This is a genomic window from Winogradskyella ouciana (assembly GCF_965284585.1).
Classification (GTDB): Bacteria; Bacteroidota; Bacteroidia; order Flavobacteriales; family Flavobacteriaceae; genus Winogradskyella; species Winogradskyella ouciana.
The window spans coordinates 2,264,441-2,276,520 of the sequence record NZ_OZ260095.1; the positions used below are offsets into that span (position 1 = coordinate 2,264,441).

15 protein-coding genes and 1 tRNA gene are annotated in these 12,080 nt (G+C 33.4%); 10 read left to right on the plus strand and 6 right to left on the minus strand.

The genetic code is table 11. The features are described 5' to 3' along the window. Positions 1-18 precede the first annotated feature (18 nt). Positions 19-2,367, minus strand: a complete 2,349-nt coding sequence (locus tag ACQ65V_RS10005) for a TonB-dependent receptor domain-containing protein (protein WP_430467789.1) — start codon at positions 2,365-2,367, stop codon at positions 19-21. A gap of 144 nt (positions 2,368-2,511) precedes the next feature. Between ACQ65V_RS10005 and ACQ65V_RS10010 the strand changes: the two genes are divergently transcribed. Together ACQ65V_RS10010 and ACQ65V_RS10015 are read left to right on the plus strand one after the other, a co-directional pair. After that, positions 2,512-2,586 (plus strand) — tRNA-Pro (locus tag ACQ65V_RS10010). A gap of 186 nt (positions 2,587-2,772) precedes the next feature. Then, positions 2,773-3,492, plus strand: coding sequence for a glycosyltransferase family A protein (locus tag ACQ65V_RS10015; protein ID WP_430467790.1), 720 nt, complete (start codon positions 2,773-2,775; stop codon positions 3,490-3,492). Positions 3,493-3,738: 246 nt separating this feature from the next. Here ACQ65V_RS10015 and ACQ65V_RS10020 read toward each other — a convergent pair whose 3' ends face one another. Both ACQ65V_RS10020 and ACQ65V_RS10025 read right to left on the minus strand, forming a co-directional pair. Then, positions 3,739-3,891, minus strand: coding sequence for a hypothetical protein (locus ACQ65V_RS10020; RefSeq protein ID WP_202913894.1), 153 nt, complete (start codon positions 3,889-3,891; stop codon positions 3,739-3,741). An 11-nt stretch (positions 3,892-3,902) separates the two neighbouring features. Next, complete coding sequence (locus ACQ65V_RS10025) at positions 3,903-5,267, minus strand: NAD-dependent succinate-semialdehyde dehydrogenase (RefSeq protein ID WP_430467791.1); 1,365 nt, start codon at positions 5,265-5,267, stop codon at positions 3,903-3,905. A 188-nt stretch (positions 5,268-5,455) separates the two neighbouring features. Here ACQ65V_RS10025 and ACQ65V_RS10030 point away from each other — a divergent pair, with 188 nt between their 5' ends. Genes ACQ65V_RS10030 through ACQ65V_RS10040 form a run of 3 tightly spaced genes read left to right on the plus strand, consistent with a single transcriptional unit; the run spans position 5,456 to position 6,371 of the window. After that, positions 5,456-5,815: a YtxH domain-containing protein gene (locus ACQ65V_RS10030; protein ID WP_412561271.1), complete on the plus strand. Its 360-nt coding sequence runs from the start codon at positions 5,456-5,458 to the stop codon at positions 5,813-5,815. Between the two features lie 3 nt (positions 5,816-5,818). Continuing rightward, positions 5,819-6,166, plus strand: a complete 348-nt coding sequence (locus ACQ65V_RS10035; RefSeq protein WP_412561270.1) for a hypothetical protein — start codon at positions 5,819-5,821, stop codon at positions 6,164-6,166. A 1-nt stretch (position 6,167) separates the two neighbouring features. Next, on the plus strand, positions 6,168-6,371 hold the full coding sequence (locus ACQ65V_RS10040; protein ID WP_155089728.1) for a DUF6327 family protein: 204 nt from the start codon (positions 6,168-6,170) through the stop codon (positions 6,369-6,371). Positions 6,372-6,373: 2 nt separating this feature from the next. On the opposite strand, the gene ACQ65V_RS10045 is transcribed toward ACQ65V_RS10040, so the two are convergent. Together ACQ65V_RS10045 and ACQ65V_RS10050 are read right to left on the minus strand one after the other, a co-directional pair. Continuing rightward, positions 6,374-7,411, minus strand: a complete 1,038-nt coding sequence (locus ACQ65V_RS10045; RefSeq protein WP_430467792.1) for a helix-turn-helix domain-containing protein — start codon at positions 7,409-7,411, stop codon at positions 6,374-6,376. Positions 7,412-7,424: 13 nt separating this feature from the next. After that, positions 7,425-8,009: a DUF2652 domain-containing protein gene (locus ACQ65V_RS10050; RefSeq protein WP_430467793.1), complete on the minus strand. Its 585-nt coding sequence runs from the start codon at positions 8,007-8,009 to the stop codon at positions 7,425-7,427. 155 nt (positions 8,010-8,164) lie between these two features. On the opposite strand from ACQ65V_RS10050, the gene ACQ65V_RS10055 reads away from it, so the two are divergent. From ACQ65V_RS10055 to ACQ65V_RS10070, 4 genes are all read left to right on the plus strand, one after another. Next, positions 8,165-8,599 (plus strand): hemerythrin domain-containing protein, encoded by a 435-nt coding sequence (locus ACQ65V_RS10055; RefSeq protein WP_430467794.1) that lies wholly within the window; start codon positions 8,165-8,167, stop codon positions 8,597-8,599. A gap of 257 nt (positions 8,600-8,856) precedes the next feature. Then, on the plus strand, positions 8,857-9,126 hold the full coding sequence (locus ACQ65V_RS10060; RefSeq protein ID WP_430468626.1) for a hypothetical protein: 270 nt from the start codon (positions 8,857-8,859) through the stop codon (positions 9,124-9,126). A 252-nt stretch (positions 9,127-9,378) separates the two neighbouring features. Continuing rightward, the gene (locus ACQ65V_RS10065) at positions 9,379-9,828 is read left to right on the plus strand and encodes a ferritin-like domain-containing protein (RefSeq protein WP_155089732.1); all 450 of its coding nucleotides are present in this window, start codon (positions 9,379-9,381) and stop codon (positions 9,826-9,828) included. 180 nt (positions 9,829-10,008) lie between these two features. Continuing rightward, positions 10,009-10,170: a DUF1328 domain-containing protein gene (locus tag ACQ65V_RS10070; protein WP_430467795.1), complete on the plus strand. Its 162-nt coding sequence runs from the start codon at positions 10,009-10,011 to the stop codon at positions 10,168-10,170. A gap of 258 nt (positions 10,171-10,428) precedes the next feature. Here the strand turns inward: ACQ65V_RS10070 and ACQ65V_RS10075 are convergent, their stop codons facing one another. After that, entirely contained in the window at positions 10,429-10,905 is a 477-nt protein-coding gene (locus tag ACQ65V_RS10075; RefSeq protein ID WP_155089734.1) for a hypothetical protein, read from the minus strand. Positions 10,906-11,064: 159 nt separating this feature from the next. Between ACQ65V_RS10075 and trxB the strand changes: the two genes are divergently transcribed. Beyond that, on the plus strand, positions 11,065-12,048 hold the full coding sequence (gene trxB / locus ACQ65V_RS10080; RefSeq protein ID WP_273290753.1) for a thioredoxin-disulfide reductase: 984 nt from the start codon (positions 11,065-11,067) through the stop codon (positions 12,046-12,048). Positions 12,049-12,080 lie beyond the last annotated feature (32 nt).

Genomic DNA, 12,080 nt, shown 5'->3' on the forward strand with positions numbered 1-12,080 from the left:
TCTTTTAGGACAAGATACTTAAAAAACATAATTTAATCGAATGGCAGCATAATAATTTATGGGATTTTCTGGGTAATAATAGCGTGGTGCAGCACCGTTGAATCCTGTGGCGTTGACCAATATTTGTGATGCATATGTTGTATCAAATAGGTTATTAACTCCAAAGGAAAAGTTTAAGCTGAAATGGTCTCCAAAAGCTTTCTCATAACCGATTTTAGCATAAGTAATACCATAAGCATCGCTATATAAACTATTACTGTCAGTTATAGGAATTTCGCCAACATACCTGTAATTAAAATTGCCGTATAGCCCAAAGTTGAAACTGTAATCGATACCAAGGTTAAATACTTGACTTGGTACTCCTGTAAGATCATTGCCAGAAAAATTGGAGTCTTCATCAACAAATTCATCAAACTTAAAATTGTTGAGAGTGTAATTTGAATAGGTATTGATTTTAAGCTTATCTGAACTCACTACACTGTAATCTAACTTTAACTCTAAACCATCGTGCCTTGTTTTACCAGCATTGATGCCTATAAACTCGTCTTGTGCAGTTCTTCTCGACACTACTAAATTGCTAATGTTTAGCCTATAAACAGAAATACCGTATTGCAATTTTCCTTTTGCCAGGAGTCCTCTGCTGCCTATTTCGTAGTTCCAGCCGGTTTCGGGTTTTAGGTTTTGGTTGATTTGTCCGTTCGGTAAAAGGGTTTCGCTTAATGAAATCGATGAAAACCCTTGACTTATGCTTGAAAATAAATGCATATAATCGGTCAAAGCATGTGATAGACCAAATTTTGGTGAAACAATAGATTTAAATTTAAATTCGCCTGATTGATCGGGATTATTGTTTGAAACTTCAAACCTGTCTTCTAAATCATAAGACGTTTTGTTGAGGTTGATGCCAAATGTGAATGTTGTGCGTGAAGAAAGTTCATAATCACTTTCAAAAAACAAATTGTAATAGCTTCTTTTTTCTTTGAAATCTGAAAGCTCGTTTCCTTGTATGCTTCCAGTTCCCTCTTCAAAATCCTCATATAAATTATCAAAAGTTTTGTAGTTGTAATTATCCTTAAAATATTCTCCACCAATGGTGAAATTCAGTTTCTTTTTAAAAAGCGCAGTGCTGCCCAACAACCTAGACCTTAACCCTAAGGCAAAACTATTTTCACTTAAAATATTGAAAGGTCTTGGCTCATAATTGCTTCTAAAAGAAGTAAAAATGCTAGTCACTTGCTGGAAATTTTCGTTGAGTTGATTGGTCCACGTTATGCCGATAATCCCTCGATCTGAATCTTCAAAACCTTTTGACCTTCCCCAGGTAAAAGCAGCTGAACTGGGACTGTTTTTAAAATCCGACTCATTCAAAGAACTTGGAATAAAAGCCTTGAGATTAACAAAACTTGCTAGAACTGAAATGTCGTTTTTAGCATTGAGAATATGTTTTGATGATAATGTGAACGTATTTCGGTTGTAGTCATTGTTATCACGATAACCATCACTCGCTGTAATACTATGCGTGAAATTAATGGCATTCTTATTTAGACCAATGTTGAGGTTTGTTAGTTCTTTAATAAGCCCGAATGAACCAACGGTAAACTCGGATGATACCTTTGTTGAATTACCAAAATTATATTTGGGTTTGAGTAGAATGGTTCCTCCCAATCCGGCACCAAAACTGCTGGATGTCGCTCCTTTTATAATTTCAATTTCAGATAATGAGCCCAATTCAAAATCCTCAATTGTCGTTTCGCCACTTCCATTTGTTAAAGGAATGTCCTTAAAGTAAGCTCTGATTTTTGATGTACCAAACAGATTTCTTGCTCCAATACCTCTTATGGTGATGCGATTAGTGTTGAGCGCTCCACTTTGCATAAAAATACCTGGTGTAGAATTTAATATTGGAGAAAAATCGGCATTATTGTATCGTTGTATTTGAGATTGATTAATCACTTCAATGGATGCGGTGGACTTTTTTAAAGATTTAGGTAAATGATTTGCTGTTATAATAACTTCATTTAATTGCGAAGGGTCAGAAGTCAATTCAATGATTTTGAAAGTTGAAAGCTCTATGCCAACAATTTCCTCATTGTAACCAATGCGTTTTACTTTAAACCTACCACTTTCTTTAATTTTGAAATTCCCATTACCATCAGAAAATGTAGTATCTAAAGTCTTTAGGTTAATTATTAAGGTGTTTTCTAACGCAATACCGTTAGTCTTATCTAAAATTTTCCCATTGAAGTTTTGCGCAAAAGAACTAAATGTAAATAATAAAGAGAAGATTAGAATTTGAAAGACTTTTGCCATAAAGGATAAGGAATAATATAAAGGGCCTAAGGCGAAATTACTCTTTTTTATTTCCAATTTAAAGATTTAAATAAATGTATTTTTTTATGATAAAAAGGTCTTTTACATTTAAGAAATAAATTATATTTGCACCCGTTTTCTATTGTAGCTGTGATTTTGCAATTACTATGGATGCGTTTTGAAAAGATAAGATAACCATTTCGGGGTGTAGCGTAGCCCGGTTATCGCGCCGCGTTTGGGACGCGGAGGTCGCAGGTTCGAATCCTGCCACCCCGACAAATAAAATCCAATCATTAAAATGGTTGGATTTTTTGCTTATAAAACTTTTGCTGAGCGTAGATCTGTAACACTTGTAATTAATAATTTTTTTTATATTAGAGTTGTTAACTGTTATCTATGCTAACGTTTGTTATACCTGTTAAAAGTAAGTCGGTTGCTACAAATTGGGCACAATTTTGTCAAATGTTTGAAAGAACTTTAAGGTCGGTATGTAACCAGACAGATTCTAATTTTAAAGTTGTAATAATTTGTCATGAAATTCCCAAAATTGAGTTTAAACATAAAAGCTTACATTTTATTCATCCGATTTTTTCACCTCCTGCCAAAGAGAAAATCAGTCGAAAGGAATACTTAATTAGTCAAAGAATTGATAAAGGAGATAAAATTAAGCTTGGTGTTGGGTATGCTGATAAAAAATTCAACACAGATTATGTTATGTTGGTAGATTCGGACGATTTTATAAGTAATAGGGTTGCGGCTTTTATAAATAATAGAGAAAATGATTTGTCTGGGTGGTATTTAGAAAAAGGTTATATAGATTTCAATTGGCGAAATTTTTTAGTAATGACGAAAAAATTCAATTATCTCTGTGGCAGTTCTATCATTGTTAAACCTGAGTTGATAGGTCACTTTTTTGACAAGGGCAAAATAAATTTATATTTTAACCATCAGTTAACCATACTAAACTCTAGTATTAAATTAAATAGATTTCCTTTTTCTGCAGGAATCTATAATGTTGGAAATGGTGAAAATATCTGGATGTCCTTTCAAAAGGTCAAAAAATTAAATAATCACGGAAATTGGATTTCATTTCAAAGTCTAAAAAGAATATATGATAAACTAAGAAACTGTCGTCTTAGAATAATTACGCCAAAACTACGTAAAGAATTCAATTTTTATTAAATTCTCATGTAATTTTCGGAATATATAGAATTTTTACTCTTACTTGATTCATTTTGTTGAAATGAAGCCCTGATACATGTGTTAGCTATTTCTTCTTTGCTATAGTTTTAACTGTAACTTCAGAGCTAAAATCTAACATTTCGGTTAATCGGTAATATGGCACTTAAAGTGCCATATCTATTTCATCAATAAGGAACCAGCAAAATCTGCGCTTATCATCAAGCTCCCATGGTTCTTTCCAAGTGGTCAATACCATTCAAAAAATATACCTGAAATTGCTACGGCTATTATCAGTATAATTAATGTTATGATGATAAAAGTTGCTCCAAATTTGGTTTTCGCATCTTTCTGCAGAATATAATCATCTCTTTCTTCGTCTTCTTCTTTTACAAATTTCATAATTTATATTTTTACTTATTAATAAATATCGTCTTTTTATTTACAAATTCCAAAATACCTTCTTTAGATAATTCCCTCCCGTATCCAGAAGCTTTTGTTCCACCAAAAGGTAACCTTGGATCTGATTTTACCATTTCGTTGATAAAGTATGCTCCATCTTCAATAGCTAAAACCTTTTTAGAAGCCTTTTTATAATCCTTGGTAAATATCATAGTCCCAAGACCAAATCTAGAATTAGATGCCATTGCAATGGCCTCATCTAAATTCTTAACTTTAATAATAGGTGCAACTGGCCCAAAGGTCTCTTCTTTAAACACTGGCATGTCTTCAGTAACATTTGTCAATATGGTTGGTTGATAATAGGCATCATCTCTTGTGTTACCATAATGTACTTTAGCTCCCTTTTCAACAGATTTAGAAACTTGCTCTTCTAAAATATCAGCTAAATCTGGTCTTGCCAAGCAGGACATATTGGTATCTTCCTTAAGAGGGTCATCATAATTTAGCGCTTTCACTTTTTTGGTGAACTGCTCAAGGAATTCATCATAGATTTCTTCTTCTACCAAAAAACGTTTTGCAGCAATGCAACTTTGACCTGAATTCTGCATTCTAGCTTTAACAATGGTATCTAGATGCTTATCTAAATCGGCATCCTTTAAAATTATACAAGCATTGTTGCCACCTAGCTCTAATACTGTTTTTTTAAGATGTTTACCAGCGGTCCGGGCAATACTTTTACCAGCCTTTTCACTTCCGGTTAAAGTTACTGCTTTTACAATGTCATTGCCAATAATCTCTTCTATGGTATCGTGGTCGGCCAATAAAGTTTGAAAGCAACCCTCTGGAAAACCTGACTTATTGAATAGCTTTTCAATCGCTGTCGCGCACCCAGTGACATTAGAGGCGTGTTTTAATAAAGCCACATTACCAGCTATGAGTGTTGGGATGGCAAATCTAAACACTTGCCAAAAAGGGTAATTCCAAGGCATAACCGCCAAAATACAACCTAGCGGATCGTAACTGATATAACTTTCATGTGCGTCTGTTTCTATGATGGCATCAGCTAAAAATTGGTCTGCGTTATGTGCATAGAATTGAATCAAAAAAGCACATTTCTCAATCTCGGCCTTGCTTTCTGTTATGGGTTTGCCCATTTCTAAAGTTATGAGCTTGCTCAGCGAGTCTTTATCTGCTAGCAACTCATCAGCAAGTTTTTGTAACAGTTTAGCACGCTCACTTATTTCGAGCAATTTCCAAGATTTAAAGGTGGCATTTGCCAACTCTAATTTTTTATCCAAAAGAACTTTCGAATCTAGCTTGTAGGTTTTAATGTGTTCCCCGTTGTAAGGATTATATGTATTTATGGTGTCGCTCATAGTTTTGTTTGTTAGTTCAAATTTAAATTTATTGGAGATTTTATCTTAATTCTAATACAAAAATGTTTAACGCTAAAAGTATTTGGCATAATAGCAAAAATCCATATCAAAAGAGTTAAGGTTGGCCGTATATTGATTATATATTAGCGTCAACGACAAATAACAATAACAATTAAACACAAAATAATATGAGTAATAACGGAAATACAGTTTTAGGAATTTTAGTAGGTGCAGCAGCAGGTGCAGCATTAGGAATCTTGTTTGCGCCAGATAAAGGAAGTGAAACAAGACGACGAATCGCCGAAGAGGCTGAGGCGAGAAGAAATCAACTTGCAGAAAAGGCTACAGAATTAAAAGATTCTATTGGAAATTCTATTTCAACACAAAAGGGTAATTTAGATAGTCAAGTTGAATCTATAGTGTCTAACGCAAGTTACAAGGCGGAAGATGTCATTACTACCTTAGAAGCAAAGTTGAAAGACTTAAAGGAAAGAAATAAAAATCTTCAGAAAAACAGTAAATCAACAAAGACAGCAAAAACAGCCTAGTCAATGAGTGTATTTAACGATATTAATAATACAACCGATAAAGCGTCAGAAATTGGTGAGCGTTACTTAAAAACGTCTCACCAATATTTTAAGTTAAAGGTCTTCCAACAACTCACACTGACAATGAGTTTGCTCGCCAAGATATTGTTAATTGGTGGCATAGCTTTTATAGGTATTATTTTCTTGGCCGTGGCACTGGCTATTGAGTTGGGTAATGTTTTCGAGAGTTTGGTATTGGGTTACCTATCTGTTGGGATCATATTTTTGGCGGTGGCACTTATAATCTATAGTCTCCGGGCAAAGATCAACAGGTTTATTATTAAAACATTTAGTTTAAAATTTTTCGATTGATATGAAAGTATATTCATCATTTAAAGATATTGAGAACAACCTTAAACGCTTAAGGTTAGAGCGCGATATTGCTTGGGAAGAACTTAAACTTATGAAAAATGAGTATAAAGAAGACCTAAAGCCATTAAACTGGGTAAGTTCAGCTTTAAAACTTACCGGAAAATATGGGCTTATAGCTTTAATACGCAAGTGGATATTTAAGTAATTTTATACAGCGCCAACTGTAATCTTACTCACCATTTGTTTCCTAAATTGGTTGGGTGTAACTCCGTATTTTTCTTTAAATATTTTAGAAAAATAGCTTCTACTGGTAAAGCCTATGGTGTACACAATTTGTGATATATTTAAATCTGTTGTTCTCATTAATTCTCTTGCAGATTCTAACCTTACATGTCTTATATATTCGGTAACAGTTCTGGAGAAAAGAAATTTAAAACCATCTTGAAGTTTTGCTTGTGACAACCCACATTCTGCCGAGAGGTCGTCTAGATTATAGTCTAGTGAAGGCTCCTTAAGAATTTTGTTACCAAGCTTTCTTATTTTCTTTAACTCACTTTTTACCAGAGACGTCGGCAAAGGTACGCCTTGTGACTGTCTATTGTAATGTTGAATATGTAACGATAATATTTGGTAAATTTGAGCTTCCATTTTTAAGATTTTCACCATGCCTTTTTGCTTCACGTTATGCAGTTTTTTGACATGGTCTGCCATTTTAAGATTTAAAGCTCCGTAATGCGAAAATCTATTTTCGTGGTCGGTGTCAACAAAAACATTTTGCAGCTTACTATTTAGAGAAGATACTTTTGTAGTTCTTTTTTTAAGAAAATCTTTTCTTATGATCTGAATGAAATTTATATCTAGTTCGGTATCTTTCTTAAACTTAAAGTAATCAAATCCATCTGTTTTATTCGTAGTTATCAATGTTTGGAATTGTTCTACTAATTCTTCACGGCTATTAATACCAAACCTATGGTAAAATTCACCGTTTAAATTGTAGATGAAACGAACCGGATTAAACTCAGTAGCTTCTATCTTTAACGTAACATCTTCATGAAATATAATGTTAAATATCATAACATTAACTCCCCAATCAAAAGTAACTACTCTTATGTTTCCTTTTGCGGTATTATTATTAACATCTAACCTAGACTTTCCCCAAGAATCAATAATTTCTCCACCTATACTTTGTTGGAGTTGCTCAATAATCTCTCGAGTGTCTTTAGCACTGATTAATACTTCTTTCATAAATAAGTTAGCTCTATATTAAAGGTTTAAAATCAATGTAGGAATACTCGATTTCTCCTATATGTTCATAATAATCTTTGCCTTTTTTCAGCTGATCCAAAAATGTGTTTGTATCGGCTTCATTAAAGGTATATTGTTTTAGTAATTCGTTAGAAAGCAATATATATTCTTCACAATCTATTTTATTTTTTAGCAAGCGGTGAGCTACAATTACATCTTCTCCCACAAGTTTAATGTGTTTTCCTATCTGTACTGAATCTACACCTTTTGCAAAATGGAGTACTATTTTAAGACCTAAGGTTTGAGATATTTTTTTACCATCTTTAACATCTTTGAAATCATCATGTAATGCCCTTAACTGTTTGTAAAATTGGGTATAAAAGAATTCACATTGGGCTATTAAATCTTTTAATGGAGGCAACTCACCTCTTTTAAAAAAAAGCACAGCATCACCTTCAATTTCGGACACCTTTAGTCCGATCTCATTAGAATAGATAATTTCGTTTAATAACGACGGTACGACCTTGGAATTTAGCTCATAGTCTGTCTCACTCATAAATTTTGTAAAACCACTAATATCAGGGATGCAAATAAGCATAATTTTATGATTAAAAAATTTATGACAAAGTTCGGCTAATATAACTAATTTACTACTATTTGCATCTAAAAGGGATACATTTTAATTTAAATGAGCACATCTTCGGTTTAGAGTCCTATTAATTTTATAAGCAACAAAATATAACTATACAAACTATGACAATTTACGAAGCGATAAGAAGAGATCATGATATTCAAAGAAATCTATTGGATAAATTGGTGGATACTTCCGGAGACACTGCTAAAAGAAAAGAACTTTTTAAAGCACTTAGAAAAGAATTAACAATACATGCAAATGCTGAAGAACGACATTTTTACAAACCTCTTATCCCAACAGATATGATGCAAGAGCATGCTAGACACGGTATTGCAGAGCATCATGAAATAGACGAGTTGATTGAACAGCTAGAAGATACCGAAATGGATTCTTCTGCATGGTTAAAAATCGCCAAAAATTTGAAAGAAAAAGTTGAGCACCATTTAGACGATGAGGAACACGCGTTCTTTCAATTATCAGGTAAAGTTCTTAGTGAAAAGCAAAAGAAAGACTTAGCCAATAAGTACAATAACTACATGAAGGATCATAGATAGTTCTGTGATAATGTGCTATGAAAAATAAAACAATCAATTGGGTTCGCTAAGCGATTATATTCCAAGCCTGAAAAATTCTTTGACAGTTTTGATTTAAAATATGCAACGGAAAAAAAAGCGAGGTAAAACGTACCGCGTAACGATTAAGAATAAAAAACTTATAAAATTAATACATTAATGAGAGGAAATTCCTGGATGGGAATTATTTTAAGTATTACGATGAAGATGGTGCAAAACATTGCGTGGATAGCTCGTCGATGGTCAATGAATATTTACAAGACATTTCCGGTGAGCTCTTTACGGCTAAGGGTTTTAGGACTTGGGGTGCAAGTAAAATATGTTTTAAAATCTTAATGAAGCTAGGAATCGAACTAGACAAAGACCAAGCAAATAAGAAAGTATTAACAGCTGTAGATAACGCAGTAAAAGCTTTGGGAAATAAAAGAAATGTTGTTAGAAAATATTATGTGCACCCAAAAATTACCGAAAGTTATCTCGATGGAACAATTAAGCCTTATTTCTCCTAACAAAAAAGTAAAAGTATCGATGGATTAACAGAAACAGAGACTTCAATGCTTAAGCTTATAAACAATTACAAACCAACATTATGAATTAAATCATTAGTGTCAATTTCTGTAGCATTTGCATTAAGATTAACTAAAGCTGTTGTTTAATTTTATGGTAGAAAAGAAAGAGGGATACACCTAGACTAATAAACCTAGACTAATAAATGGTAGACATCCCAAAAGTAAATTATCTATAATCAAATAAAAAAAGTTATGAGCACATACACAGAAGAAGTCGGAAATAAACTAAACGCGTTGTTGGAAAAAACCTATGACGCAGAGAAAGGATTTAAAAAGGCCGCCGAGAATGTTGATAACCCTTCTTTAAAAGCTTACTTTGAAAACAAAGCACAAGAACGTTATAACTTTGGTCATGAACTAAAGAGAGAGATTAGAAGTTTTAACCAAGATGTGGATAAAGGGGGAAGTCTAACAGGGACAGTGCATAGAGCATGGATGGATTTAAAAAGTCTATTTTCTAGTGATGATGAAGAATCCATGTTAGAAGAAGCAATAAGAGGCGAAAAAGCAGCAGTAAATGAATATGAAGAGATATTAAAGGAAACAAGTCTGCCTCTGAGCACTAAATCCATATTGCAATCACAAAAAAATATTATTAATGAAGGTCTAACAAAAATTAATGCGTTAGAAGATATCCATTAATAATTTAGTTAGTAGGTTAGATCGAAGGAGGGCATTTGTCATAAGTGCCCTTCTTTTTTTATATGATTTAAGATAGTTTTTAATTTGAATAAGTTAATCATAAGCTATTGATTAAGTTAACTTTATAGTAAGAAATTTGATAGTCAAGTTTTGAATTTTAAACATTAAAATCATAAAATTATGTTACGTTGGACAATCACATTTGTAGTAATTGCATTAATTGCAGCGATATTAGGATTTGGAGGAATAGCAGGTGCGGCAGCAGGAATAGCTAAGGTAATCTTCTTCATATTCTTAGTACTTTTTATAGCCTCATTATTTAAAGGCTTACTTAAAAAGTAATTAATTATATTTAAAAGAATAAAATTCCACTTTAACACTAAAAACCATTCATTATGAAAAAATTAATTTTAGCATTTGTATTATTATTTACAATGTCAACAGCGTTAACAAGTTGTAGAGAAACGAAAAACGATGTAGCAGATGATGTAGAAGATGTCGTTGACGATGTAGAAGACACGGTAGATTAAAAAAGAAAACAATCTAGTTTATTGACAAAAAAAAGACCTCGGCTTAAAACCCGAGGTCTTTTCTTTGTAGTCATTCCACCCTCACATAATTTTCAGAGTATATCCTATTGCCATCTTCGTCCAGTTCGATTTGTTGAAATTTATTCGTCTGTAAATCCAATTCAAAAATAAATTCCTTTTTCTCTGCAATTACCTGATCCATAACCGCTGAACCAAAATCCAGGACTTCTGTCAGTCGTTCGCCATCGTAATCGTAAGTGCCATAACCAAACCATTCCGAAGAATCTGCAGGTCTGTGTTTGCACCACATTACCTTAGTATCAGAATACATTTTTAGTTGCCTAAATTCTGGATTCATCTCAAAAGAATCTACAACCACATTGTCTTTGTAGTTATAAAAGCCTGTAAGTTCCCATGTGCCCTTAAGGCTATTAAGTTTGTCTTGTTGTTCTGTTTCTACTTCCGTAGAGTTGTCATTTTCTGGAGCTTCCTTGCAAGAGAATGCAAGAGCCAGAGCGAGGCTAAAGATTAGGAATTTAGATGTCATGATTTGTTAGATTTTGCTATTTAACACTTAAAAATTACGAAATTTAAAGGACAAAGTGAAGCGATTTATAATATTTATAACACCATTGTTAGTGTTGATAACTTCTATGTAAGGATTTAATCAAAAATCCTACTTTTGTCCTGTAATAAAATACAAGATATGTCTGATACAATTGAAAAAATAAAATGTTTGATAATAGGTTCTGGACCTGCAGGCTATACAGCAGCCATTTATGCGTCTAGAGCGAATATGGCTCCTGTGTTATACCAAGGTGAGCAACCTGGTGGTCAGTTAACGACGACTAATGATGTTGAGAACTTTCCAGGATACCCAGATGGTATTACTGGGCCAGAAATGATGATTGAACTGCAAAAACAAGCCGAGCGCTTTGGTACTGATGTGCGACATGGTTGGGTAACGAAGGTCGATTTTTCTGGCGATGTTCATAAAGTTTGGGTAAATGATGAAAAGGAAATTCATGCCTCAACTGTTATTATCTCTACAGGTGCTTCTGCCAAATATTTAGGATTACCTTCTGAGCAGAAATATTTACAGCTGGGTGGCGGAGTCTCAGCATGTGCTGTCTGTGACGGTTTCTTCTACAGAAATCAAGAAGTTGTTATTGTTGGAGCAGGAGATAGTGCTTGTGAAGAAGCTCATTACTTGTCTAAACTTTGTAAAAAAGTGACGATGTTGGTAAGACGCGATGAGTTTAGAGCCTCAAAAATTATGGCTAACCGTGTTAAGAACACTGAAAACATTGAGATATTATATAATACCGAAACTGAAGAGGTTTTAGGTGACGGCCAAGTTGTTACTGGAGTTAGGGTTTTCAATAACCAAACAAATGAAAAGTTTGATATACCTGCAACCGGATTTTTTGTTGCAATAGGTCATAAGCCAAACACTGATATCTTCAAGGATTATTTAGATTTAGATGAAACAGGTTACATTATTAATGCAGTACCTGGTACAAGTAAGACTAATGTTGAAGGTGTTTTTGTAAGTGGTGATGCTGCGGACCATGTTTATAGACAAGCTGTTACAGCTGCTGGTACTGGATGTATGGCGGCTCTAGATGCAGAACGTTATTTAGCAGCTAAAGAATCTGATTTTGAGGTATCTACTTCAACCTATAATTAAAAATTTGCTATAGAATATAAAAAAAGCCGAAG